The following is a 24227-nucleotide window of genomic DNA, read 5'->3' on the forward strand; positions in this document are numbered from 1 at the left end:
GATGGATGCCGCGGCGAAGCCGCCCCTCGTGCGGGCGCTGTGGGGCGCGACCCACCCGGGGCCGACCCTGGTCGTGACCGTTCTGTCGCTGGCCCTCGGCCTCGCCGCGGGGGTCGAGCCCGCGCGGCTCGCGCTGCTGGTGGTCGCCGTGTTCGCGGGACAGGTGTCGGTGGGGCTGTCGAACGACGCGATCGACGGCGCGCGCGACGCCGCCGTCGGCCGCCGCGACAAGCCCATCGCGGGGGGCGCGATCACCCCGGAGCACGCGCTCGGGGTGGCCGTGGCGTCCGCGATCCTCGCCGTGCTCCTGTCGGTGCCGCTCGGCCCCGGGCTCGTCGCCGCGCACGCGGTGGCCCTGGCCTCGGCGTGGGCGTACAACGCCGGCCTGAAGTCGACGCCGTTGTCGATCGTGCCGTTCGTGCTGAGTTTCGGACTCTTCCCGTCGTTCGCGACGCTGTCCCTCGCGTCTCCCGCGCTGGCTGCCCCGTGGGCGACGCTCGCGGGAGCCGCCCTCGGCGCGGCCGTGCATCTGACCAACGTCGTTCGAGACCTCGACGACGATCGGCGCACGGGCGTGCGGGGCCTTCCGCACCGCCTCGGTGCGCGGGTCTCGGTGGTGCTCGCGGCGGTCGGCGTCGTCGCCGGAGCGGTGGCGGTGCTGATCGGCACGGATGCCACGGTGCTCGGCGCGATCTTCTTCACCGCCGTCGTCGCGGTGGCGGCCACGGCCGTGGTGCTCGTGCTCGTGCGCGCGCCCGGACGCGCGGTGTTCCAGCTCACGATGCTGGCGGCGCTGCTGCTCGCCGCTCAACTCGTCGTGACCTGACTCCTCCCGCCCGGGCGGCTCGTCAGTCGCGGGCGGCGCGATCCAGTCGCATGGCGTACGCGCGCGTGAACAGCGCGCCCCCCGCCCCCCGCAGCATGGTGCGCAGCGCCCCGGTGCGCAGGGGGTGGGCGAGCGGGCCCGTGGCCCGCCCGAGCAGCGTGTTGAGCCAGGCCAGGCGCGCCGCGTGCCGCGCCGAGGCCAGACGGTCGGTCTCCCATCGTCCGAGGCCGACGGCCTCGCCCGTCCGCACCCACCCGGGCAGCAGCGGGGCCAGCGTGAGGGCGTCGAGCAGCCCGAGGTTCATCCCCTGACCGCCGATGGGGCTCACCTCGTGGGCGGCGTCGCCGACCACCACGACGCGGCCGCGCCGCAGCGCCGGAGCGACGGCGCGCCGCACGCGGAACGTCGTCGCCTCGGCGATGTCGACCTCGAGCCCCGCGCGCTCGGCGACGGCCCTCTCGAGGGTGCCGACGGCATCCGTCACCTCGTCGGTGCCCGCCCACGCCACCAGTCGGCGGCGTCCGCCGGGTAGCGGGAACGATTCCAGTACGCCCTGGCGTTCCAGGTGCACCCGGGCGACGGGGCCGCCGGGAGCGACGACGTCGGCCATGACGTAGCGGTCGGGGTAGTGGTGCGTCCGAACGGCGCCGGGGCGGTACACGAGGTCGCGGCCCGCCCATCCCGAGGCCACGACGACGACGCGGGCGTGGATCTCCTCGTCGCCGCGCGGACCGGTGGCGCGCACGCGTACGCCTTGACCGTCGTCGTGCACGGCGGTGATCGCGACCCCCCGACGCACGCGCGGCGCCAGGCCGGTCAGCACCTCCATCGTGTCGGCCTGGGGGAGTGCGGCGACGTACGGATGACGCGCACGCAGCCGGTCGAAGCGGATCGCCGCGAGCAGTCGGCCGTCGGCCCGCGCCTCGCCGCGGACGATCCTCTCGGCGCGCGCCCGCAGGGCGTCGGTCGCGCCCGACGCCTCGAGGAGGGCGAGAGCGGGGGAGTGGATGCCGATGGCCCGCGACCCGGATCCGGTGCCGGCGCGCTTCTCGACGATCTCGACGTCGACCCCGCGCACCCGCAGGTCGGCCGCCAGGGCGAGGCCGACGGGTCCGGCTCCGACCACCAGCACCTCAGGCACGCTCCGCCCGCCCCTCGGCCACGGCGAGAACACGGAAGGGCGCCGGCGTCTCGACCCGCCAGGGTGTTCCGAGCGCGGCGGCCAGCTCGGGGGCGCGATAGCTGCGGCGGATCGAGCGCAGTCCGTCGACGCGCAGGAACGTGCCGGCCGACAGCGGGGCGATCCCCGCGGCGTACAGGGCGTAGGCCAGTCGGCCGCGGGCGATGTCGGCGTGCAGCACCCGACCGCTCGAGAGGGCGAGCGAGTCCTCGGCGAACGTCGCCAGGGCCGCGGAGTCGAGGTGGTGCAGCACGTGGTTCGACACGACCAGGTCGTAGCGTTCGCCCGCGGCGCGCAGGGCGCCCGAGTCCTGGGCCACGAACCGCACGCCCGGTCGTTCGCGCGCGCGGGCCGAGGCGATGGCGCGGGGGTCGGGATCGGCGCCGGTCCACTCGACGTCGAACCCGTCGCGCGCGGCCAGGCCCGCCAGACGGACGGCGACGTCGCCGCCGCCGCACCCCAGGTCGAGCGCGCGGGCGGGGCGGCCGAGCGCCTGCAACTGCGGGCGGACGCGCGTGCGGTACACGTGCCCCCAGGCCGAGACCAGGCGGTTCACGACGTCGAACCGCCGATACGTCGCCGCCAGGGCGCGCGGGTCGCAGTCGGGGTCGTCCATCAGCTCGGTGAGCGCCACATCGCGTCGGGCGAGGCCGCGCCAGAGGCCGGTCGCTCCGTCGCTGGTGGCGGGGCCTCGCGCGGCGCTCACGGGCGGCGCAGCGTCAGACGCGCCGCCTCGACCGTCAGGCCGGGGCCGAAGGCCAGCGCGGCGATCCGCTCCCCGTCGGGGTGCGTGACGTCGGCCAGCAGGTCGCGCAGGATGAACAGCAGGGTCGCACTCGACATGTTGCCGTGCGCGCGCAGCACCTCCCGCGAGGGCGCCAGGGCGGCGGCATCCAGGGCGAGAGCGCTCTCGACCCGGTCGAGGATGCTGCGGCCGCCGGGATGCACGGCCCACGCGTCGACGTCGCTCAGGTCGCCCAGCACGTCGGCGGCGATGCCGGCGATCTCGCGCCCGATGATGCGCGGCACCTCGGGGGTGAGGGTCATCTCGAACCCGGAGTCGCCCACCGTCCAGGCCATGTCCTTCTCGCCCTCGTCGGTGACGTGGGTGGCGAAGTCGTCGAGGTCGAGGCCGGGGTGCGACGAGTCTCCGGATGCCACGACCGCGGCCGCCGCGCCGTCGGCGAACACCGAGGCGGCGACGATCTGGTCGGGGTGCGACGAGGTCTGCCAGTGCAGCGAGCACAGCTCGGCGCACGCCACGAGCACGACGGCGTCGGGGTCGGCGGTCACGATCCGCGCCGCGAGCCGCAGCGCGGGGATCGCGGCCGCGCACCCGATGAAACCGAGGTGGTACCGCTCGGCCGAGGTCGGCAGGCCGAGGTCGCGCACGAGGTGGTAGTCGGGACCCGGCGCGAACATGCCGGTGCACGAGACGGTAACGACGTGCGTGATGGCATCCGGCGTCCGCCCCGAACCCTCGATCGCGGCGCGCGACGCCTCGGCGAACAGGGTGGGTGCGGTGCGGCGGTACTCCGCGTTGCGGGCTCCCGTGGACGGCATGAGCAGCGTGTCGCCGTCGCGGACGCCGAGCCCGCCCCCGGTGCCGCCGGCGAGCTGCGGCAGCACGACGTGGCGGGTGTCGATGGCGGCGGCATCGAAGGCCGCACCCACCAGGCGTTGGCCCTTGCGGTCGAACCCGGGCTGCGCGGCGAAGAGGTCGCGCAGGGCCGATTGCTCGACGCGGGTCTCGGGCAGGGCCGTGCCGATCGAGAGGATGCGCGCGGTCATGCCTCACTGTAGACACGGATCGGAGCACCGGCGGCGGGGATAGCGCGGTGTCGGTGCGGCGTCTATGGTGACGCGCGGCGGCGAGGCGCGCTACTTCACGACCGCCTTCGTCGCGCCGGACTTGCGCGACTGCGTTGCGTACCCCGTCTTCTTGCCGGTCACGGTGACGGTGAGGGTCTTTCCGGCGTCCCGAGAAGCGACCCGGTAGGTGCTGGCTGTCGCCCCCGCGATGACGGTGCCGTTGGCTTTCCATTGGTACGTCAGGGCGACCGTTCCGGGTCCCCATGCTCCGGGAGCGGCGGTGAGCGTGCGGCCCACCTTCGCGGTTCCGCTGATCGCTGGTGCGACGCTCGTCAGCGTCCCGGAAAGCGTCTTGTCGGTGGGGTTCGATCGGCGGGTGGTGGAGGTGTATCCGACCTTCCTCCCCGTGACCGTGACCGTGATGGTCTTCCCCCGCGCTGAGGGCGAGGGGGTCCACGTGCTCTTCGTGGCTCCCGCGATGGCGACGCCATCGGCGGCCCACTGATACGACAGTGCGACCTGCCCCGGCCCCCAGGCGCCGACCGTGGCGGTGAGGGGCGAACCGACGCGAGCAGTGCCCACGATGGTCGGCGTCTGCGGGACGAGGACTCCCGCGATCGCGGTGTCTCCGCCGACGATCGGGACGGACAGCGAGGTGCCCGCCAGGTCGATGGTGGAGCCTGCCGTGCCGACGTAATCGCCGACGGTACCGGGATCCAACTGGATGCTGTTGTTGTAGAGCACGAGGCCGAGGCGGTGTCCCGCGGCGACGGTGTGATCGGCGGGGAACAGCGTCCAGGTGAGCTCGACGTAGGTGCCTTGCGGGACCGGTGTGTACCGCTCGAGCGACTCGTGGTGCGCGATGCTCGCGGTCCCACGGGTGATCACGGAGCTGCCGGTCGTCGCGGTGAGGGCAGCGGTGTCGGCATACGTGGCGCCCTCCGCGGCGCGTGAACCGCCCCATTCCCGTGTCGAGTCGAGCGCGCGGATGCCATTCCATCGTGACCAGTCGACGATCTCGGCGGGGCCGTAGTCGACGAGCGCGACCGAGATGTTCGCATCCGCCGCCTCCGGACGAACCCGAACGGTGACCGACGGCGTCCCCGAGATGCGGGCGTCGGCCGACAGGGGTGCAGACGCGTACACGAGCCGGTCGCGTCCGCCCCGCGGCTCGGCCGCGCCGCCGGTGAGGGCGAACGGGGCCGCGTCGTCGAGCTGCGCACCGGCGAAAGAGGCTGTTCCCGTTCCGGACGCGCCGATGCGGAGGGTGCCGACGCCGCTTTTCGCACCGATGCCCAGGACGACGGGGGTACTACCCGGTACCGGCCAGGTCGGTGCGTCTTCCCACACGTCGGGCTGCGTCTCGACGCGGACAGCCGGCGCGTCCGTGATCCCGTTGTCGATACCGAGCAGTTCGTGGTCGTACCACCGGTGCAGAGTGTCGCTCCATCCGTCGCGATCGACGTCGAAGGGATCCACGTGCGCCCGACGATGCAGCCACAGCTTCGATTCGACACCCGCCTGCTGCAGGGCCGCCCAGTGCTCGCCGAACTCGTTCGTGCGCACGATCATGTCGCCCTGCCCGGTGGCGATGAACACGCTCACGCCGTTCGCGGCGATGGTGTCGACCTTGCGCGTGTAGTTGCGGGCGTCCCAGAAGGCGTTGTAGGAGCGCTCGGCGGGGTCGGAATCAGCGCGCATCCGGTCGAATTGCGGCTGGCAGACGCGTCGCTTCTCGGCCTGATGCTCGCGCAGCCGCGCCGGGTTCGAGGGGTCCTCGACTCCCGCCGGCTCGGGTTCGGTCAGCCACTCCGAGAAGTCCGCCGTGCCACCCCCGACGAACACTCCATGCGGGCGGGTGTTGTAGGCGCTGCTCCCGCCGGCGATCGGGACCACCGTCTGCAGGCCCGGCACGGCCGTCGAGGTGGCCACCGCGTTGGCGATCCCACCGTCGTACGAGATGCCCGTCACGGCGCTCTTGCCCGAGCTCCACCCGGCGTCCACGGCGAGCTCGCGATCGAGGTTGCGGTACGCGACGGAGTCGGGTTCTCGGTGCAACCACCGGATGACGGCGGCGACCGATTCGACGTCGTTCGGCCCCACGTTGTCGACGCACCCTTCCGACCAGTTCGTCCCGGCGACGTCGACCGAGATGTAGGCGTATCCGCGGGGGACGAAGTAGTTGTCTTCCCACCCCGGCATGAAGGCGAGGTCGCTGACGTCGCGGTTCGCGTTGTCGACGTAGGGCTTGCCTCCCGGCGTGCCGTTGTACCCGGTGGCGGTGATGATCGCGGGAACCTTCACCGCGGCGGGGGTACGGGGCCGCACGATGTCGGCGCGGATGAGGTCACGGCGTCCGTCGCCGTCCGAGTCCATCGCCGCTTCGACGTAGACGTGCTCGATGAGCGCCTCAGCCATGTCGTAGACCGCCGCGGATCGACCCTCACTGTCCACCACCGGTCCCCGTGCGGACGCAGCGGGAACGGGGGCGAGGAACGAGGTACCGAGCACAGCCGCGCAAGCGAGCGCGGCAACGATGGAGCGTGATCGAGGCATGTGCAACCATTCGGGGGGACGGGGCGGCACTGTGATCAGGCGCTTCCCGGCCATCATTGCGTAAATCGGCCTCGCGTGCGCTGAGAAACTACGGAGTGCGCCGACTTCCCATCCCATAGACGACGACGTTGACGGCGGGGACGGCGAGAAAAAGCATCCAGGACCACGCCCAACCCCCGGCCGCCCCGAGCGCGAAGGCCAGAGAAACACACACCGCTTGCACGATCAACGCCGCCACGACGCCCCAACCGCCGCCGAGGGGTCGCCTCGGCACCGAAGCATTGTCGATGCTCATTCGCCCCATGACTCGCCACCGTATCCGGGTGTCGCGGAGGACGTCCATCTCGTGCGCGCCCGGTCTGCTTCTCGCCACCCGCGCGTGGGGCGGAATCCGTCGGTTCCGTGCCACAGGGGGACGGTGTTCTCACCTCGCGCCGAGGGTCAGGCGGCCAGGACGCTCGGCAGCAGCAGGCTCGAGATCGCACCGCGGTAATCGTCGACCATGCGCTTGCGGTCGATGCGCGTGCGTGCGGCGAGGGCTGCGCGGCGCAGCTCGCCGCGGCGGTGCAGCGCGTCGTCCCAAGCGGCGGCGATCGCGGCCGCGTCGCGGGGCGTGACCAGGCCGAAGCCCGCGACCATCCGGGCGGCGTCGCCGACGTCGGTGGTCACGGGGACGGCTCCGGATGCCGCTCCCTCGGCCAGGCAGAGGGGTGAGGCTTCGCCGAAGGCGCTGGTGAGGGCCACGATGTCGGCCGCGCGATACAGCTGCGGCATGTCTTCGCGCAGTCCCAGGGCGTGCAGCGCCACCGTGCCGTCGATGCCGTTCTCGGCGAGCAGGGCGGTGAACAGGGGATTGTCGCGGGTCATGCCCGAACCGCACATGACGTAGTGGGCGCCGGGGGAGAGCGCCGCATGGCGCGCCACCGCCGCGAGGAACAGCCCCGGGTCTTTCATGGCGTCGAAGCGTGCCGCCAGCAGCACGACGGGGGCGGACTCCGGGATGCCGAGACCCTCGCGGATGCGGTGACGCTCGGCCCGGGTGCCCGGGCGGAAACGACGGGTGTCGATGCCGTTGTCGATGACCCACGCCTGCTCGGTGACGACGCCGGCGCGGGCGTAGGCGGTCGACGTCGACGAGGCGCAGGCGATCGTGGCCGACACGGCGCCGGAGGCCCCGGCATCGCGCAACCACCCCAGCGCCGGCCCCGAATGCGTGGGATCGGAGCGGTGCAGGCACGCCGCCACCGGCCGTGCGGGCAGGAGCCCGGCGCGATCGAGGGCCACCACGAGGCTGAGCGGCTGCTCTTTCAGTGAGAGCACGACGTCGGCGTCGGCGAAGAGATGGGCCGCCCGCTCGAGTTCGGGCCGGGTGAAGTCTTCGGGGTGCACCGGGTGATCGCCCGCGATGCGGTCGAGGGCGTCGATGCGCACCCCGGCGCGGCGCAGACGGCGATAGCGCGTGTCGTCGCGGGCGAGCTGCAGCGACGCGTCGCGACGGGCGGCGGAGGTGAGCGAGAGCACCCGGTGGTGCTGCGCACCGCCGGCGGCGAGACCCGCGATGACGTCGGAATGCAGAATCCGTGCGCCCCCGGCGAAGAAGCCCTCGTACAACGACAGCACGCGCAGGGGTCGAATCATCGAGGGGCCTTCCGGGGGAGGAGCACCGCTCGTGGCGGTGCTGTCGCCGATCACCGCGGATGCGGTCGTCCCATGCTGAAGGGTGGGCCCGGTGCGGCGGGTTACGCCGTGGAAACCATCGTATGAACGCCCGGACACAGGCCGACGCGCCGGCTCCCGGGGGTGGGAGCCGACGCGTCGGCGAAAGGGGCGGTGGTTCAGGCGCGGGGCGCGACCACCATCGGCTCGACGATCGTGCGGGTGCGCGACCATGGCCAGCGCGGGGCCGGACGCGTCCCCCGTCGGTCTTCGGCCGCCCTCGGCACGATGCCGTTGCCCATCGCGGTCGACATCGCGATGCTCCACACCGAGCCCGCGTGCTGGGCGTCGTCCTGTGCGCCGTGTTGTCCGTAGATCATCGTCTTCTCCTCGCTCCCGTCTCCCGACGAAACTGTCCTTGTTCCGTCTTAGACCGGCGGCGAGCGGCGGGGCCCGCCCTTGACAGCACCGCCCTGCTGCGCATGCGGGGCAACGCCGCGGGTCCAGACGACGGGCTCGGCTCGAGGCGGAGGAGACGAGGGCATCATCCGGCTCCTCCGCCTCGTGACGAGACGGCCTCTGGGATGGAGTCGCTACGATCGGGGGTCGTGCAGACGTCTTCCGATTCTTCGTCGTCCCCCTCGCCGGGGTCCGACCTGGGGCGCGCCCTGCTCGCATACGGCGAGGCTCGGCGCGTCGCCGCCGCCGCCGCCCGCCGCGAACTCGCGCTCAACGAGCTCGACGCCCGCGCGCTCGTGTTCGTCGCCGACAACCCCGGCGCGCGTCCCTCCCACGTGCGCGATCACCTGGGGATCACCTCGGCCGGTGTGACCACCCTCATCGACCGTCTCGTCCAGCGTGGTGCCGTTCGCCGCGATCTCGACGAGGACGATCGGCGGGTCAACCACATCACGGCGACGGTCGATCTCGACAGCCCCCCGTGGAACGCGCTGCGCGCTTTCGACGACGGCATCGAGGCGGCGATCGCCGGCCTCGATGCGGAGCGCGCGGCTGCGGCGGCGTCGCTGCTGCAGCACCTCATCGCGACGGTGGCGAGCGCGGCCGAGCGCTGAGTCGCCACGCTGAGGCGTGACCGCTCGACCTCCACACCGCGGTGGAGCCGAGGGCGTCAGGCTCGCGCGAGGAACGCCTCGGACCGGGCCTGCAGGAACGAGCACAGTGCCGCCAGGGTGGCCAGCTCGCCCGACAACGCCATGACCCGACCGGCGGGCAGCGGAGCCGCGTCTTCTCGAGGTTCGAAGGTGACGGCCCAGTCGGTCGAGCCGACCTCGCTGCTCGGCGCCACGTAGAAGGTCGTCGAGACGCTGCGCAGCTGCGCGGCGACGAGGCCGGCGTCGGCGCCGTCTTCGCCATCCTGCGGGATGACGCGCAGGATCTCGGCGTCGTCGAACCCGAGCGCCCGGAAGTCGTCGACCCACTCCTGGAGCGTGCTCATCGTGCGAAAAGGCATCGGCATCCCCTCGGGTATCGGCACACCCGGCGGCGGCCGATGTCCATTATGTCCGGGCCCGGGCTCCCGCGCGGGGAGGGCGTCCCGGTGCGGGGTCACGAGCACCGCACCGAGACGATCCGACCGTCGCGCCGGGGAACGGGGACGCCGGATGCCGCACCCCGAAGGAGCTGCTCTCGGAATCCTCGCGAGCACGGCGGCGGCGGTCAATGCGGCGCGAGGCGGGTTGCGCTCCCCGGCCGGAGGCGCGCGCGCGGCGGCCGACGGCGCGGTGGCCGCTCGCTATGAATTGCCCCAGTACGCTGGGAGACGGATGGGGGGCATCCACGTTCGTGCACGGACGCCCGCTCACTGCGCCGTGAGAGCGGTCCCATATCGATCCTTGCCATGGAGCGCAATGGTCTTGCCGCACGAATTGGGACGATTTAGGAAGACCTCGTGGAGCATACGAACATCGAGACCCGCGACGCCGAGACGGTGGAGCAGCTGTGGCAGTCGGTCGTCCCGGGGGCGCGTATTTCGCGCGCCGAGGTGATCCAGCCCGGTCTGTCCTGGCACGCCGCGACGGAACCGGGGTTCGGTTTCTTCGACTACACGATCGGGTCGACCATGCTGGTCGAGTCCGACCCGCTCGATCACGTGGTCGTCGGCCGCATCGCCGGCCCCCGGGTCGCGGGAACGTATCGCCGGGAGCGCATCGACACCGCGGTGCCGTTCATGGTCGTCGACCGCCCGCTCGAGATCGCCTTCACCGGGCGCATCGCCGGGGCAGGCGTGTCGTTCGCGCGGTCGGAGTTCGACGAGGCAGCCCGCCGCCTGTCGGGCGACGACACGCTGCGCGTGCGTCCGACCGGCTACGCCCCCGTCAGCGAGCAGCGTCTGCGCTACTGGTCGCGCACCTGGGAGTACGCGCGCGACGTGCTGCTGCGCTCGCAGGAACGGTCGCCGCTCGTCGAGCAGCAGGCGCGCCTGCTCATGCTCGAGGCGTCGCTGCTGACCTTCCCGACCACGTTGACCGAGGTCCTCGCCGCCGGGCGTCCGGCCCGCCCGCTCCCCGCTCCCGTCCGCCGGGCGAAGGCCTACGTCGAAGCCCACGCCGCGGAGCCGGTGGTGCTGGCCGACATCGCCACGGCGGCGCGATTGTCTCCGCGGGGGCTGCAGTACGCCTTCCGTGCCGCGACCGGACGTACGCCCATGCAGTACCTGCGCCGCGTGCGGCTCGACGCCGCGCGCGCCGAGCTGCGCAGCGCCGATCCGTCGGTCGACACCGTCGCCGCGGTCGCCGCGCGATGGGGTTTTTCGAACCTCGGCCGTTTCGCGGCGATGTACCGCGGCGAGTTCGGCGAGACGCCGTCGACGACCCTGCGCAGCTGACCTGCCCCCCGTCGGCGCGTCGCGGTGCCCAGCGGAGCGCGTGGGACGAGGGGAGGGCGTTTCTCGTCCTGGCATCCTCCCTGCGTCGCGGCTCCTCCGCTCCGCACGCCGTCGGCGATCCGGGCTCCGGCGTCGTGTCACGCTGTCGGCGGCCCGGGCCGCAGCCCGCGTAGCGCCGCCCCGGAGCGCAGCCGGTGTCAGTGCCCGCCGCCGAGCCCACCGGTGAGGCGCCCGTGAAATCGGGCGGCGGCGGTGTTCATGCCCTGGAGTTCGACGGTCGTGCCCAGGTGCGCGTACTTGGTCTGAACGGCGTCGAGGGCTGCCACCGTCGAGGCGTCCCACACGTGCGAGCGCGACAGGTCGATGACCACGTGCGCCGGGTCGTGGTGGTAGGCGAACTTCGTCGTCAGGTCGTTGCTGGAGGCGAAGAACAGCTCACCCTCGACGGTGTAGCGCGCCACTTCGCCGTCGACCTCGCGGGTCACCGTCGTCAGGCTCGCGACCCGGCGGGCGAAGAGCACGGCCGCGGCGATCACGCCCACGCCCACACCGATGGCGAGATTGTGCGTCCACACCGTGATCGCGACGGTCGACACCATCACGACCGTTTCGCTCACCGGCATCCGGCGCAGGGTCGAGGGGCGGATGCTGTGCCAGTCGAACGTGGCGACCGAGACGACGATCATCACGGCCACGAGCACCGCCATCGGGATGATCGCGACGACGTCGCCGAACACGAGCACCAGCAGCAGCAGGAAGACGCCGGCCAGGAAGGTCGAGATGCGCGTGCGCGCGCCCGACGCCTTGACGTTGATCATCGTCTGGCCGATCATCGCGCAGCCGCCCATGCCCCCGAACAGGCCCGACAGCACGTTGGCCGCGCCCTGACCGAGTGACTCGCGCGTCTTCGACGAGGGGGTGTCGGTGATGTCGTCTACGAGGGCGGCGGTCATCAGCGATTCGAGCAGCCCGACGATCGCCATGGCCACGGCGAACGGCAGGATGATCGCGAGCGTCTCGCCGTTCAGCGGCACGTTCGGCAGCAGCAGCGACGGCAGGCTCTCGGGCAGCGCGCCCTGGTCGCCGACGGTCGGCACCGAGATGCCGAACACCACGGCAGCGCCGGTGAGCAGCACGATGGCCACGAGCGGCGCGGGCACGGCCTTGGTCAGCCGCGGCAGCAGGTACATGATCAGCAGCCCCGCCACGGCGATCGGATACACCGCCCAGGGCACGCCGATCAGCTGCGGCACCTGCGCCGTGAAGATGAGGATCGCGAGCGCGTTGACGAAGCCCACCATGACGCTGCGGGGGATGTAGCGCATGAGTTTGGCGACGCCGAGGAGGCCGAGGATCACCTGCAGGATGCCGCCGAGGATCACCGTGGCGAGCAGGTAGTCGACGCCGTGCTCGCGGGCGACGGGGGCGATGACGAGGGCGATCGCGCCGGTCGCGGCCGAGATCATGGCCGGGCGACCGCCGAGGAACGCGATGGCCACGGCCATCACGAACGACGAGAACAGTCCGAGGCGCGGGTCGACCCCGGCGATGATCGAGAAGGCGATCGCCTCGGGGATGAGGGCGATCGCCACCACGAGGCCGGCCAGCACCTCGCGGGTGAGCAGGCGGGGCGAGCGGAGTGCCTGCAGCACGGTCGGCTCGGGGCGCGGGCGCGCGAAGACGTCGGTCATGGAGATGCTCCCGGGAGACGCGGCGGAGGGATCCCGCCGATGAGCGGGGAGAATGAGGGGGTCGCGATCGCGACCGAACACACTCTACCGTAACGAGAGGGTTGCGGGATCGGGGATGCCATGAGCGACGCGCGACCGATGCAGATCGGCGAGCTCGCGGAGCGGACGGGCCTGTCGATCCGCACGCTGCGCCACTACGACGAGATCGGGCTCCTCGTGCCCTCCGCCCGCAGCGACGGCGGTTTCCGCCTCTACACGCCCGACGACGAGTCGCGCCTGCTGCTGATCCGCCGGATGAAACCGCTGGGCTATTCGCTCGAGCAGATGGGGGAGTTGCTCTCGGTGGTCGACGGCCTCGCCGACCGGCCCGAGGACGACGCCCTCGGCGAGCGTCTCGAGGCCATCCGGACCGAGGCCATGGAGAGGCGCGAGACGCTCCGCCGCCAACTCGACGCGGCCGACGAGTTCGTCGCCCAACTGGCCGCGCGATGACCGAGCACGACCTCGTCCTGCGCGGTCCCGACGTCGTGCTCACCCCCGCGCACTCCGACGACGCGACCGAGGCGTGGGCCCTCACCGACGCGGAGCTGTGGGCGGGCATGACGACCCCCTGGCCCGAGAGCGTCGAGGCTCACGCCGCGCGCATCGACCAGCAGCGGCAGACCCCGGGCCTGTTCGCGTTCACGGTCCGGGATGCCGTGACCTCCGGCATCCGGGGATCGACGACGTTCTACGACCACACGCCCGCGCAGGGCCGGGTCGAGATCGGGACGACCTGGTACGGCCGCGCATTCCAGGGCGGAAGGACCAACCCGGCGACGAAGCTGCTGCTGCTGACCCAGGCTTTCGACGTGTGGGGACTGAACCGAGTGGCGCTGCGGTGCGACAGCCGCAACACCCGCAGTGCCCGCGCGATCGAGCGGCTCGGTGCGACGCCCGAGGGGCGCCTGCGGCGGCACCGCATTAACGCCGACGGCACGGTGGGCGACACCCTGTACTTCTCGATCCTGCGCGATGAGTGGCCGGCCGTACGCGCGGGTCTCGAAGAACGGCTGCACGGCGCGCGGTGACCGACGTCGCCTCGGGGAGCGCGACTCGGACCGGCTCGAGTCCCGTGTAAGCTTTCCCGTTGGAAGTGTGTCCGAGCGGCCTAAGGAGCATGGCTGGAATCCATGTAGGCGGGGTAACTCGCCTCGCAGGTTCAAATCCTGTCACTTCCGCCGAACGAAGAGCGTCGTCCCTCACCGGGGCGGCGCTCTTCGCTTTCCCCCGGCGGACCGCGACGCCGACCCCGAGCAGAGCTCAGCCTCGACGCGCGACCGGTCCCGCACCCTACCGTCCGACGGGTTCGCGCTCGGCGGACGCCGCACCCGGGCGCACGAGCAGCGAACGCGGCACGAGTCGCGCGCCGAGGCGCCGGGGACGAGAGGCCGCGGCGGCGAGCGTGACGCGCGTCCGGTCGACGGCGTCGGCGAGGCCCGCTCCGGCGGAGGGGTCTATCGCGTCTCCGGCATAGCTGACCTGTTCCAGCGACGCGCGCAGCAGATCGAGGGCGTCGGCATCGGCGCCGTGGTCGGCGATCAGCCGCGCCGCGAACGCGCGGGGCGACTCGGCGGCGGGCGAGGGGATGCCGAGGTCGACGGCGTCTTCGCGCAGGGCGGTCCACGCGGCGACGGCGTCGCCCGCGCGCGCGGCGTGCAGACGTCGACGACGCACGACGAGGCGCACCACGGCGGGGGTGGCCGCGAGCAGCACGACCAGCAGACCGGCGAGCGCCGCCGGCACCCAGGCGGCACCCCGGCCCGCGGCGGCGCCGGTGCCGACGCCGTCCTGGTCGCCGACATCGACGGGTCCGTCCTGCGAGGGCGCCGTCGACGGTTGGGCGCCGGGGGTGGCGGCATCCTGCTGCGGCGTGGCGGGGGCGTTGGACGCCCCGTTGGGCGACGACGAGGCGAAGTTCGTCGGCACACCGAGGCTGTTCGTCGGTTCGAACGGCACCCATCCGATGCCCTCGAAGTACACCTCGGGCCACGCGTGCAGCTGGCTGGAGCTGACGACGAAGGTCGTCCGTCCGTCCGAGGGGGTCCCGGTCGCCGAACCCGGGAGGTAGCCCACCACGATGCGCGACGGCATGTCGAGCGTGCGCGCCATCACGGCGAACGCCGAGGCGTAGTGCACGCAGTACCCCGCGCGCACCTGCAGGAAATCGGCCACGGCGTCGAGCCCCGCTCCGTCGAAGCCCGAGTCGACCGGGGCGTCGAGCGAATAGCGGAACTCGCTGCTGCGGAACCAGGTCTGCAGGGCGATCAGCGCGTCGTACGGGTTCTGCGTGCCCGCCGTGACCTCGCGCGCGGTGTCGCCGATGATGGCGGGCACGTTCGCCGGGAGCGTGCGCACCGCGTCGCCGAGGTTGCCGCCGCCGACCGGCCGCGCGCGGATCTGCTCGAGGGTGGGGCGCGCGACGGTCGACTGCACCTCGTACACCTGGTCGCGCGTGGACCCGGAGCGCGAGACGACGGTGCGGTTCTGCGGCATGCCGAGCCAGTCGCCCTGCAGACCCGTCACCGTGGAGGCCGGGTAGGGCACGGGCAGCCAGGGGCTGTCGAGCTGGTCGACGTCGATGTCGGTGGTCCAGTCGGCCACCGCGATCTCGCCGTCGACGATGAGCGGGTCGAACACGGGGGCGTCGTCGCGCACGGGCACGGTGTCGGAGCTGTCGGGCTGCCACACCGAGCCGTCGAAGCGCGACAGGGTCACCGCGCGCAGGTAGGGCGCCGACGGCGCGGTCGTACGCACGCTGAGCACGTCGACGTCGCGGGGCTGGCGCAGATCGTTGCCGAGTTCGAGGTTGGGGTTGATGGTCGTCCCCACCCCGCCCGTGCCGCCCGAGGCGAATCGCAGGCCGGGCTGGGGCAGCAGCGGGGTGGCGACGACGGCCACGATGACGGCGACGGCGGCGACACCGAGGGCCGTCGCCGACGCGCCGACACGACGCGGAGTCCTCGGGCGACGCGCGACGGGATCGGCCTGCACCCGCGCGCGGGTGTCGATGCGCAGCAGGAAGAGCAGGGCCGCAGCCAGCACGACGAAGCCCCAGACGTCGACGTCGGAGGGGATCGCGATCGTCGGGATGAGCGACACGGCGACCAGTCCCACGCCCGCGAGCAGGGGCATGCGCGCCGTGAGGACGACGTGATCGAGCACGATCGCCAGGGCCCCGAAGGCGGCGACCAAGAGGAAGCTCAGCCCGGTGGCGGCCGACACCGGGGCCACGCCGACGCGGATCTCCTCCGCCGCGGCGTCGAGCAGTCCGGGAACGGATGCCACGGTGGCCGGCGTCGGGATCAGTCCGAGCAGCGCGGTCGGACGCCCGAACATCGCCGTCAGCAGCACCACCCAGACGACGACCTCGACGAGGCTGGCCGCGAGGGCCGGCAGACGCGCGAGCCGCACGCCGAGACCCGCCGCGAGGACCGCCGCCGAAAGGCCGGCGGCGCCGGCCACCCACGAGCCCGGGGCGATGACCGAGAACGCCGGCAGCATCGCCGCGGCGAGGGCGACGAACAATCCGATGCTGAGCAGTGTCGCATCGCGTCGGCGCCGCGGGGAGCGCAGCACCGTCACATCACCGGTCGACACGGGCGTACCCCTGTTCCATCGCTGCGTCCCAGCTCTCGGCGATGTCGCCGCGGGGTCGCAGGGTGCTCGCGCGCCAGCCGGCGTGCCGCAGGGCGTCGAGCTCGGTGTGCTCGGCCACCGCGAGCAGCACCGCGAGAGACGATCGCGGAGCGGTCGATCCGAGAGCGGCGCGGTCGTCGGGGGTCAGCGCGCCCGTGACGACCACGAGCGGTCCGAGCAGGGCGGCGGCCGAGGCGGGCAGCACGCGCCGCGACTCGTCGTCGGGCCGCGCCGTGAGCGTGGCGAACATCGCCGCGGCGGCGCGCGCCTCGACGTCATCGCCCCCCTCGACGGGGTCGACCAGCAGGGTGCCGTCGCTGTCGACGACGTCGACCGTGTACCCCTCGTGCACGAGGCGCGCGAGCACCGAGACGCAGGCGCTCACGGCCGTCTCGAACGCGGAGTCGCTCGCGGGGGCGAGCGCGGCGGCCGGCGACCAGCGCGAGACGGCGCGGTCGAGGACGACGGTCGCCGCGGGGCTGGACTCCTGCTCCTCCTGGCGCACCATGAGCATGTCGCGGTGCGCGGTGGCGCGCCAGTGGATGCGGCGCATCGAATCGCCGGGCGCATAGGGACGGGCGACGAGATTGTCGGCCCCCTGCCCCAGCTGCAGCGCGGCGGTCTGCCGTGTTCCCCCGGCCTCGCCCGCCGCCGAGGGGAGGGCGGCGAGGTCGATCACGGCCGGGGCGACGGTGACGGGGGTCGGGCGGCCCAGGCGCAGGCGTCGCCGGAGCACCCCGAACGGATCGGTCGTGGTCACCTCGAGCGGTCCGAGCGAATGGATGCCGCGCGCCGCGCCGACGACGTCGTAACGCAGCTCCACCGCGGCGGCGGCGGGGAAGCTGCCCCGGGCGCGCCCCGCGAGGCCGGCGGGAACGACGTCGCTCCATCGCCCGGCCGACGCGGGGAGGGCGCTGCGCAGACCCGCGCGCACGACAACCTCGGCCCGAGCGCCGACCTCGGGCACATCGGGTGAGACCGCGCGGGTCACCTCGCCCGCGCCGCGGGTCAGCAGCAGCACGACGGCCGAACCCGCGAGCAGCGCGACGAGCAGCGTGCCGAAGTACATCAGTTCGGGGATGCCGGCTTGCCGCGCCACCACGAACGACGTCACCGCCAGCACCAGCGCCCCCGTGCCGCGCAGGGTGAAGGGCCAGAGTCGACTCACGCGGGGCTCACGGTCGCGGGGCGAGCGGCACGCGCACGCTGGCGGCGATCCGATCGAGCGCCTCGGCGACCACCGCGGCTCCGGCACGCCCACCGGCCGCCGAGCGATTGGCGATGAGGCGGTGGGCGAAGACGGGCGACAGCAGCGCGGTGAGGTCGTCGGGAATGACGTACGAGCGCCCGTCGAGGGCCGCGCGCACCTTCGCCGCGCGCACGAGCTGCAGGGTCGCGCGCGGGCTGGCGCCCAGACGGATGTCGGGGTGGCTGCGGGTGGCCTGCGCGAGCGCCACGACGTACTCCTCGAGCGCGGGGGCGAGGTGCACACCGCGGGCCCACGCGATCATCGCGGTCACCTGTTTGGCCGTGACGGCGGGCGTCAGGGCATCGAGCGGATTGACCGTGTCGCGCTGGCGCAGCATGAGCGCCTCGGCCGCGGCATCGGGGTACCCCATCGAGATGCGCAGCAGGAACCGGTCGCGCTGCGCCTCGGGAAGGGCGTACGTGCCCTCCATCTCGAGGGGGTTCTGGGTCGCGACGACGAGGAAGGGCGAGGGGAGCACGTGCGTGCGCCCGTCGACGGTCACCTGGCGCTCTTCCATCGCCTCGAGCAGCGACGACTGCGTCTTGGGGGAGGAGCGGTTGATCTCGTCGGCGATGACGATGTGCGCGAACACCGCGCCGGGGGTGAATTCGAACTGCCGCTGGACCGGGTTGAACACCGACACGCCCGTGATGTCGCCGGGCAGCAGGTCGGGGGTGAACTGGATGCGACGGACGTCGGCGTCGACGGTCGCGGCCAGCGCCCGCGCGAGCATGGTCTTACCCACGCCCGGCACGTCTTCGATGAGCAGGTGGCCCTCGGCCAGCAGCGCGATCAGGGCACTCCGCACGGCATCCGGCTTGCCGTCGATGACGCGCGAGATGGATGCGACGATCTCCCCGGTCAGACGGGCGAACGTCGCCGCGGTGAGCGGCTCGTCGATCCCGGGGCGTGCGGGGGCGGTGTCGGAGCGGCGCATCCGTGAGGCCGCCTCGGGCATGACCGTCTCGTCCATGGCATCCCTTGGGTCGCGGGCGGAGGCGCGTCGTGGCCACCGTGACCTGATCGTAACCCGGGCCGCGGACACCGGGGCCCGAAACCAGCGGGTGCCCAGGCGTCACTCGGCCGATGCACCGGCCCCTAGGATCGGGGAGCGTTGATCCACCCGAGGAGCCGCGCATGTCCGATGCCACCCCGTCCCTGCCCGCTTTCACCCACGTGCTCGCCGTCGACATCGGCGGGACCAAGGTCGATGCGGCCCTCGTGTCGGTCTCGGGCGAGGTGGTGCGCGAGAGCGTGACCCGCCGTCCGACCGGCCGCGAGAACGATCGCGCGACCATCGCGAGCAACGTGCGCGCAGCCGCCGAAGAAGCGCTCGCCGCGGTCCCCGGGGCCACCGTCGGGGCGATCGGGGTGGGCAGCGCCGGTCCCGTCGACCTGCCGTCGCGCTCGGTCTCGCCGCTGAATCTGCCGCTGGCGGCGGGCCTTCCGATCGACGACGTCCTGGCGGGCCTCGTCGACGGCCCCCTGCACCTCGCCCTCGACGGCACGTGCATCGCGCTCGCCGAGCACTGGCGCGGCGCCCTGGTCGGGTGCGACGACGCGATGGCCATCGTGGTGTCGACCGGGGTCGGCGGGGGCTTCGTGCTGGGAGGCCACCCCGTCACGGGTGCGAGCGGCAACGCGGGGCACCTCGGTCAGACCTTCGTGCGCACGATCGAGGGCGATGAGGTCGTGGCCTCCACGCTCGAGGCCGTCGCCGCCGGGCCCGGCACCGTCGCGTGGGCGCGCACCCAGGGCTGGACGGGCGAGACGGGACTCGACCTGGCGGCCTCGCACGCCGCGGGAGACGCGATCGCGATCGCGGCCGTGAGCCGTTCGGCGACCGCGGTCGGACAGGCGATCGCGGCGGCGGCGACGCTCTGCGACTTCGAGGCGGTGGCCATCGCCGGCGGGTTCTCCCAGGTCGCCCCCGACTACGTCGATCAGGTGCGCGCCGCAGCCCACGCGGCGTCGCTGCACGCCTACGCCCGCCGGTGCCGCGTGGTGGGTTCGGGTCTCGACGGTGACGGTCCGCTGCTCGGTGCGGCGGCGCTGGCGCTGCAGTCCTGACCTCCCACGGTGTCGCTGCGCCGCGTGGGGTCGATCCCCGCTCGGGCGTAATCTGAGGCGCAGGGCCCGCGCCGCGGACCGACGAGCGGAGGCGGGGGCCATGCGTACGGGATCCAACCTGCCCGCCGTGGGCGAGTACAACCAGACGCTGGTGCTCGACCTCATCCGCCGCTCGCCCGAGGGGCTCAGTCGCGTGGAGCTCTCGGCACGCACGGGGCTGAGCGCCCAGACGCTGAGCAACGTGACGCGCCGTCTCGCCGACGAGGGACTCATCGTCGAGGCCGGCAAGGTCATCTCGGGACCGGGAAAGCCCCGCACCCTGCTCAAGCTGCAGCCGCGCTCGCGTTTCGCGGTCGGGGTGCACCTCGACCCCGTCGTCGACACGATCGTGGTCGTCGACATGGCCGGCGAGGTGATCGCGCACGACGAGATCCCGCGTCTGCCGCACGCCGATGCCGCTGAGCTCGTGGAGGCCGTGGGCGCCGCCGTCGACGCGATCGTCGAGCGCGCCGGCATCCCGCGGGAACGCGTGCTCGGCGTCGGCGTCGCGGCCCCTGGCCCCTTCGACGCGCGCGGGGGCCGGCTGCTCGACCCGCCCCTGCTTCCGCAGTGGCACAACGTCCACGTCCGCGAGGATCTCGGGGCGGTGACCGGGCTTCCCGTCGTCGTCGAGAAGGACGTCACCGCGGCCATGATCGGCGAGATGTGGTTCGACCGCTCCGACGTGCTGAGCGACGCGATGTTCCTGTACTACGGCGCCGGAGTCGGCCTGGGCGTCGCCATCTCGGGAGCTCCGGTGCGCGGACGCACCGGCAACGCCGGCGGCATCGCGCACGTGGTCGTCGATCCCGACGGACCGCCCTGCGCGTGCGGGTCGCGCGGGTGCCTCGGGGTGTCGATCGAGCCGCGCGTGCTGTTGGCCGAGGCGGGCTACGACGCGGTCTCCGCCGACGACACGCGCCCCGATCTCGACCGTCTTGTGCGCGAAGCACGCGACGGGCACGCTCCCGCCGTCGCGGTGCTGCAGCGCACGGGGGAGCGGATCGCGCGCGCGCTGGTCGTGACGAACAACCTGCTCGACGTCGACGAGGTGGTGCTGGGGGGTCCCGTCTGGGAGCGTCTGGCCGAGGTGCTGCACGACACGGTCGCGACCCGCGTGGCGACCGACCCGGTGTCGACGTCGACGCGGGCGATCGTCGTCCGCGCCTCGAGCGTGGGCCTCGACGTCGCGGCCGTCGGCGCCGCCTGCCTCATGCTCGACGGGGCCTTCGCGGCTCGCCCGGCGCGCATGATGATCGCGATCTGACCCGTAATCCGGCGGGTCATAGCGCGCCGTGTCCTGATCGTTACGTCCCCGATGGACGCGCGACTTGCCGAGTTAGTCCATTTGATTTATAAAAGGTTCTGGCGACGCGGTGTCTCCACCCGAGCAAGGGAGCTTCCATGAAGAAACTGACGATGGCGGGCGGTCTTCTGACCGCGACCGCCCTGACCGTGGCCCTGGCCGGCTGCTCCGGCGGCAGCGGCGACGCGGGCGACGCGAACACCATCCGCGTGGCGTACCAGACCACGGCGACCTTCAACTCGATGCAGACGTTGATGGAGAACGCCAAGACGCAGTACGAGGCCGCGCACGAGGGCATGACGGTCGAGCTCGTTCCGATCCAGGCCGAGGGCGCCGACTACTACACGAAGCTCGCGCTGATGAACAAGTCGGCCAGCACCGCCCCCGACGTGCAGTACGAAGACACGTTCAAGATCCAGTCCGACGCGGCCGCCGGCTACCTGCTGCCCCTCGACGACTACCTCGCGAAGTGGGAGGACTGGTCGCAGTTCGCCGAGGGCGCCAAGCAGGCCGGCCTCGGCCCCGACGGCAAGACCTACGGCGTCTCGCTCGGCACCGACACCCGCGGTCTCTGGTACAACAAGGCCGTCTTCACCGCCGCCGGTATCCCCGTGCCGTGGCAGCCGAAGACCTGGGACGACGTGCTCTCGGCCGCCGAGAAGGTCAAGTCGTCGAACCCCGACGTCATCCCCCTCAACGTCTACTCCGGCAAGACCGCCGGTGAGGCCGCGTCCATGCAGGGCCTCGAGATGCTGCTCTACGGCACCGAGGACACCCTTTACGACACCGACGCCAAGAAGTGGGTCGTCGGCAGCCAGGGCTTCAAGGACTCGCTGCAGTTCGTCTCCGACGTCTACCAGGGCGGCCTCGGCCCGTCGCTGCAGCAGGCGCTCGACCCCAACATCTTCACCAGCGTGACGGCCGATTGGCTGCCGTCGGGCAAGCTCGCCATGGCGCTCGACGGCTCGTGGCAGTCTGCCGCGTGGGTCGAGGGCGGCTCGGCCGCGTGGCCGGAGTGGAGCGACGCCCTCGGCATCGCCGCCATGCCGACCCAGGACGGTCAGGCTCCCGGCTCCACGAGCATGTCGGGCGGCTGGACCCTCGCGATCGGCAAGAACACCAAGAACGCCGACGCCGCGTGGGACTTCCTCTCGACCGCGGTGAACAAGGACAACGCGACCGCGTACGGCATCGACAACAGCCAGATCGCCGTGCGTGCCGACGTCGCCGAGTCGAGCGAGTACCTCGACGCGAACCCCAGCTTCAAGACCTTCTCGAGCTTCGTCGACACCACGCACTTCCGCCCCGCCACCGAGGACTACGACAAGATCTCCAACCAGATCCAGGTCGCCATGGAGGCCGTCATGACGGGCCAGTCCAGCGTCGATGACGCCGCCGCCGCCTACGACCAGGCCGTCATCGGCATCGTCGGCGAAGAGAACACCCAGCAGGGCTGACCGTGACCGCCCTGGCTTCCCCCGGGGCGACCGGAACCGGCCGGGGGTCGCGCGTGAAGACGCGCGGCCTCCGGTCGTCGGCCCGGGCGCTCCCCCTTCTGCCGGCAGCCCTGCTGCTCGCGGTGTTCCTGCTCGGCCCCATCCTGGTGTCGCTGTGGGGCTCCCTCACCAACGCCACCCTCTCGGGGTCGACGGCCGTGGACTCGGAGTTCATCGGGTTCGACAACTACACCCAGCTCTTCCAGGCCCCCGACTTCCCGGTCTCGGTGATCAACACGATCGTGTTCGTGTTCTTCTCCGCCGTGATCGGTCAGAACGTGCTCGGCCTCGCTCTGGCGCTCATGATGCGCTCGGCGAACCGGGTCGTCACCGCGGTGGTCGGCACGATCGTCGTGACCGCGTGGGTGCTGCCCGAGATCGTCGCCGCGTTCGCCGCGTACGCCTTCTTCCGCGACAACGGCACGCTCAACGGCATCCTCGCGATCTTCGGTGCGGAGCCGGTGAGCTGGCTGTTCACGATGCCGGTGCTCATGATCATCTTCGCCAACATCTGGCGCGGCACGGCGTTCTCGATGATGGTCTACTCGGCCGCCCTCGCCGACGTCCCGCCCGAGATCACCGAGGCCGCCGAGGTCGACGGTGCCAGCGGCATCAAGCGCCTCTTCTTCATCACGATCCCGATGATCCGCTCGACCATCGGCACCAACTCGATGATCGTCACCCTGCAGACCCTCTCGGTCTTCACCCTGATCTTCGTCATGACCGGCGGTGGCCCGGGCAACAAGAGCACGACGCTGCCGATCCTCGCCTACCAGCAGGGTCTGAAGTTCGGCGAGCTGGGCTACGGCACGGCGATCGCGACGATCATGCTGCTCATCGGTGCGGTCTTCTCCTTCTTCTACGTCCGCGCCCTGCGCGAGGAGGTCTCGTCATGACCACCGCCACACTCCCCGAGGTGTCGGGCCGCACCCGGTCCGCCGCCCGAGCACCGAAGCGCACGAAGGCGTCCCTGTCGTCGCCCCGCACCCGCGTGCTGAGCTGGCTCTCGAACACGCTGCTGATCGTCGTCGCCATCCTGTTCGTGGTGCCGCTCATCTGGCTGGTCACCGCCTCGCTCGACGCGCAGCCGACGCTGGCGATCAAGATGCCCGAGGTCGTCACGCTCGACAACTTCGCCGCCGTGATGAAGCCCGACCTGCTGTTCCTGCCGCTGTGGAACAGCGTGATGCTCGCCGGTGGCACCGCGATCGCGACGGTCGTGCTCGCATCGCTCGCGGCGTACCCGCTGTCGCGCTACAAGATGCGCGTCGGAAAGCCGTTCCTCTACGCGGTGCTGTTCGGCACGTGCCTGCCGATCACGGCGATCATGGTGCCCGTCTACAGCCTGTTCGTTCAGCTGAACCTCATCGACTCGGTCGGCGGGACGATCCTGTTCCTCACCGCCAGCGCGCTGCCCATCGCGATCTGGATGATGAAGAACTTCATGGACGGCGTCCCCGTCGAGCTCGAGCACGCCGCCTGGATGGACGGCGCGGGTTCGATGCGCACGCTCGTGCAGATCGTGCTCCCGCTCATGCGTCCCGGCATCGCCGTCGTGTTCATCTTCACGTTCATCCAGGCGTGGGGGAACTTCTTCGTGCCCTTCGTGCTGCTGCTCAGCCCCGACTACCAGCCGGCGGCCGTCAGCATCTTCAACTTCTTCGGGTCGTTCGGAGCCGTGGCGTACGGCCAGCTCGCCGCGTACTCGATCGTCTACTCCCTTCCCGTCCTCGGCCTGTACGTCCTCGTGCAGCGCGGCCTCGGTGGCCCGTCGGCTCTCGCCGGCGCCGTCAAGGGCTGACCCGTCCCCCCAGACAAGGAAC

21 protein-coding genes and 1 tRNA gene are annotated in these 24227 nt (G+C 72.2%); 11 read left to right on the forward strand and 11 right to left on the reverse strand.

What is annotated here, in order from left to right:
* Position 1: 1 nt before the first annotated feature.
* The gene (locus tag IFU40_RS12845; protein WP_191926867.1) at positions 2 to 826 is read left to right on the forward strand and encodes a UbiA family prenyltransferase; all 825 of its coding nucleotides are present in this window, start codon (positions 2 to 4) and stop codon (positions 824 to 826) included.
* A gap of 22 nt (positions 827 to 848) precedes the next feature.
* Here the strand turns inward: IFU40_RS12845 and IFU40_RS12850 are convergent, their stop codons facing one another.
* The 6 genes from IFU40_RS12850 to IFU40_RS12875 all read right to left on the reverse strand — a co-directional run bounded on the left by IFU40_RS12850 (position 849) and on the right by IFU40_RS12875 (position 8410).
* On the reverse strand, positions 849 to 1967 hold the full coding sequence (locus tag IFU40_RS12850; RefSeq protein ID WP_191926582.1) for an FAD-dependent monooxygenase: 1119 nt from the start codon (positions 1965 to 1967) through the stop codon (positions 849 to 851).
* Entirely contained in the window at positions 1960 to 2622 is a 663-nt protein-coding gene (locus IFU40_RS12855) for a methyltransferase domain-containing protein (protein ID WP_191926868.1), read from the reverse strand. The genes IFU40_RS12850 and IFU40_RS12855 overlap by 8 nt, the downstream gene beginning before the upstream one ends.
* An 86-nt stretch (positions 2623 to 2708) precedes the next feature.
* The gene (locus IFU40_RS12860; protein WP_191926583.1) at positions 2709 to 3797 is read right to left on the reverse strand and encodes a type III polyketide synthase; all 1089 of its coding nucleotides are present in this window, start codon (positions 3795 to 3797) and stop codon (positions 2709 to 2711) included.
* Positions 3798 to 3887: 90 nt separating this feature from the next.
* Positions 3888 to 6236: a CocE/NonD family hydrolase gene (locus IFU40_RS12865; protein ID WP_191926584.1), complete on the reverse strand. Its 2349-nt coding sequence runs from the start codon at positions 6234 to 6236 to the stop codon at positions 3888 to 3890.
* Positions 6237 to 6815: 579 nt separating this feature from the next.
* Positions 6816 to 8012 carry a glycosyltransferase gene (locus tag IFU40_RS12870; protein WP_070410019.1) on the reverse strand — a complete coding sequence of 399 codons (1197 nt, stop codon included), beginning with the start codon at positions 8010 to 8012 and terminating at the stop codon, positions 6816 to 6818.
* A gap of 197 nt (positions 8013 to 8209) precedes the next feature.
* Entirely contained in the window at positions 8210 to 8410 is a 201-nt protein-coding gene (locus IFU40_RS12875) for a hypothetical protein (RefSeq protein WP_055938459.1), read from the reverse strand.
* Positions 8411 to 8638: 228 nt separating this feature from the next.
* On the opposite strand from IFU40_RS12875, the gene IFU40_RS12880 reads away from it, so the two are divergent.
* Positions 8639 to 9103 carry a MarR family transcriptional regulator gene (locus IFU40_RS12880; RefSeq protein WP_191926585.1) on the forward strand — a complete coding sequence of 155 codons (465 nt, stop codon included), beginning with the start codon at positions 8639 to 8641 and terminating at the stop codon, positions 9101 to 9103.
* A gap of 56 nt (positions 9104 to 9159) precedes the next feature.
* Here IFU40_RS12880 and IFU40_RS12885 read toward each other — a convergent pair whose 3' ends face one another.
* Positions 9160 to 9501: a hypothetical protein gene (locus IFU40_RS12885; RefSeq protein WP_070410021.1), complete on the reverse strand. Its 342-nt coding sequence runs from the start codon at positions 9499 to 9501 to the stop codon at positions 9160 to 9162.
* Positions 9502 to 9939: 438 nt separating this feature from the next.
* Here IFU40_RS12885 and IFU40_RS17230 point away from each other — a divergent pair, with 438 nt between their 5' ends.
* Entirely contained in the window at positions 9940 to 10875 is a 936-nt protein-coding gene (locus IFU40_RS17230; RefSeq protein ID WP_070409468.1) for an AraC family transcriptional regulator, read from the forward strand.
* Between the two features lie 197 nt (positions 10876 to 11072).
* On the opposite strand, the gene IFU40_RS12895 is transcribed toward IFU40_RS17230, so the two are convergent.
* On the reverse strand, positions 11073 to 12566 hold the full coding sequence (locus IFU40_RS12895) for a SulP family inorganic anion transporter (RefSeq protein WP_191926586.1): 1494 nt from the start codon (positions 12564 to 12566) through the stop codon (positions 11073 to 11075).
* A gap of 120 nt (positions 12567 to 12686) precedes the next feature.
* Between IFU40_RS12895 and IFU40_RS12900 the strand changes: the two genes are divergently transcribed.
* From IFU40_RS12900 to IFU40_RS12910, 3 genes are all read left to right on the forward strand, one after another.
* Positions 12687 to 13058 carry a MerR family transcriptional regulator gene (locus IFU40_RS12900; protein WP_191926587.1) on the forward strand — a complete coding sequence of 124 codons (372 nt, stop codon included), beginning with the start codon at positions 12687 to 12689 and terminating at the stop codon, positions 13056 to 13058.
* Complete coding sequence (locus IFU40_RS12905) at positions 13055 to 13636, forward strand: GNAT family N-acetyltransferase (protein ID WP_191926588.1); 582 nt, start codon at positions 13055 to 13057, stop codon at positions 13634 to 13636. The genes IFU40_RS12900 and IFU40_RS12905 overlap by 4 nt, the downstream gene beginning before the upstream one ends.
* A 61-nt stretch (positions 13637 to 13697) precedes the next feature.
* Positions 13698 to 13786: transfer RNA gene (locus tag IFU40_RS12910), tRNA-Ser, on the forward strand.
* A 112-nt stretch (positions 13787 to 13898) separates the two neighbouring features.
* Here IFU40_RS12910 and IFU40_RS12915 read toward each other — a convergent pair.
* Genes IFU40_RS12915 through IFU40_RS12925 form a run of 3 tightly spaced genes read right to left on the reverse strand, consistent with a single transcriptional unit; the run spans position 13899 to position 18430 of the window.
* On the reverse strand, positions 13899 to 16205 hold the full coding sequence (locus IFU40_RS12915; protein ID WP_342343524.1) for a transglutaminase TgpA family protein: 2307 nt from the start codon (positions 16203 to 16205) through the stop codon (positions 13899 to 13901).
* Positions 16192 to 17412 carry a DUF58 domain-containing protein gene (locus IFU40_RS12920; protein ID WP_191926589.1) on the reverse strand — a complete coding sequence of 407 codons (1221 nt, stop codon included), beginning with the start codon at positions 17410 to 17412 and terminating at the stop codon, positions 16192 to 16194. The genes IFU40_RS12915 and IFU40_RS12920 overlap by 14 nt, the downstream gene beginning before the upstream one ends.
* Positions 17413 to 17419: 7 nt before the next feature.
* Positions 17420 to 18430 carry an AAA family ATPase gene (locus tag IFU40_RS12925; RefSeq protein WP_055839498.1) on the reverse strand — a complete coding sequence of 337 codons (1011 nt, stop codon included), beginning with the start codon at positions 18428 to 18430 and terminating at the stop codon, positions 17420 to 17422.
* 200 nt (positions 18431 to 18630) lie between these two features.
* On the opposite strand from IFU40_RS12925, the gene IFU40_RS12930 reads away from it, so the two are divergent.
* From IFU40_RS12930 to IFU40_RS12950, 5 genes are all read left to right on the forward strand, one after another.
* Positions 18631 to 19563, forward strand: a complete 933-nt coding sequence (locus IFU40_RS12930) for an ROK family protein (protein ID WP_055838521.1) — start codon at positions 18631 to 18633, stop codon at positions 19561 to 19563.
* Positions 19564 to 19663: 100 nt separating this feature from the next.
* Complete coding sequence (locus tag IFU40_RS12935) at positions 19664 to 20869, forward strand: ROK family transcriptional regulator (protein ID WP_055838518.1); 1206 nt, start codon at positions 19664 to 19666, stop codon at positions 20867 to 20869.
* A gap of 137 nt (positions 20870 to 21006) precedes the next feature.
* Complete coding sequence (locus tag IFU40_RS12940; RefSeq protein ID WP_055838514.1) at positions 21007 to 22365, forward strand: extracellular solute-binding protein; 1359 nt, start codon at positions 21007 to 21009, stop codon at positions 22363 to 22365.
* A 2-nt stretch (positions 22366 to 22367) separates the two neighbouring features.
* Positions 22368 to 23300: a carbohydrate ABC transporter permease gene (locus IFU40_RS12945; RefSeq protein ID WP_070409475.1), complete on the forward strand. Its 933-nt coding sequence runs from the start codon at positions 22368 to 22370 to the stop codon at positions 23298 to 23300.
* Positions 23297 to 24205, forward strand: a complete 909-nt coding sequence (locus tag IFU40_RS12950) for a carbohydrate ABC transporter permease (RefSeq protein WP_244630687.1) — start codon at positions 23297 to 23299, stop codon at positions 24203 to 24205. The genes IFU40_RS12945 and IFU40_RS12950 overlap by 4 nt, the downstream gene beginning before the upstream one ends.
* Positions 24206 to 24227 lie beyond the last annotated feature (22 nt).

Origin of the sequence: Microbacterium sp. CFBP 13617, from assembly GCF_014839445.1 — a bacterium.
Classification (GTDB): Bacteria; Actinomycetota; Actinomycetes; order Actinomycetales; family Microbacteriaceae; genus Microbacterium.

Coding starts and splice junctions, on each gene's coding strand:
- IFU40_RS12935 (WP_055838518.1), top strand. CDS start 19,664: ATGCGTACGGGATCCAACCTGCCCGCCGTGGGCGAGTACAACCAGACG.
- IFU40_RS12905 (WP_191926588.1), top strand. CDS start 13,055: ATGACCGAGCACGACCTCGTCCTGCGCGGTCCCGACGTCGTGCTCACC.
- IFU40_RS12875 (WP_055938459.1), bottom strand. CDS start 8,410: ATGATCTACGGACAACACGGCGCACAGGACGACGCCCAGCACGCGGGC.
- IFU40_RS12845 (WP_191926867.1), top strand. CDS start 2: ATGGATGCCGCGGCGAAGCCGCCCCTCGTGCGGGCGCTGTGGGGCGCG.
- IFU40_RS12885 (WP_070410021.1), bottom strand. CDS start 9,501: ATGCCTTTTCGCACGATGAGCACGCTCCAGGAGTGGGTCGACGACTTC.
- IFU40_RS12900 (WP_191926587.1), top strand. CDS start 12,687: ATGAGCGACGCGCGACCGATGCAGATCGGCGAGCTCGCGGAGCGGACG.
- IFU40_RS12940 (WP_055838514.1), top strand. CDS start 21,007: ATGAAGAAACTGACGATGGCGGGCGGTCTTCTGACCGCGACCGCCCTG.
- IFU40_RS12855 (WP_191926868.1), bottom strand. CDS start 2,622: ATGGACGACCCCGACTGCGACCCGCGCGCCCTGGCGGCGACGTATCGG.
- IFU40_RS12930 (WP_055838521.1), top strand. CDS start 18,631: ATGTCCGATGCCACCCCGTCCCTGCCCGCTTTCACCCACGTGCTCGCC.
- IFU40_RS12950 (WP_244630687.1), top strand. CDS start 23,297: ATGACCACCGCCACACTCCCCGAGGTGTCGGGCCGCACCCGGTCCGCC.
- IFU40_RS12865 (WP_191926584.1), bottom strand. CDS start 6,236: ATGGCTGAGGCGCTCATCGAGCACGTCTACGTCGAAGCGGCGATGGAC.
- IFU40_RS12860 (WP_191926583.1), bottom strand. CDS start 3,797: ATGACCGCGCGCATCCTCTCGATCGGCACGGCCCTGCCCGAGACCCGC.
- IFU40_RS12870 (WP_070410019.1), bottom strand. CDS start 8,012: ATGATTCGACCCCTGCGCGTGCTGTCGTTGTACGAGGGCTTCTTCGCC.
- IFU40_RS12895 (WP_191926586.1), bottom strand. CDS start 12,566: ATGACCGACGTCTTCGCGCGCCCGCGCCCCGAGCCGACCGTGCTGCAG.
- IFU40_RS12925 (WP_055839498.1), bottom strand. CDS start 18,430: ATGCGCCGCTCCGACACCGCCCCCGCACGCCCCGGGATCGACGAGCCG.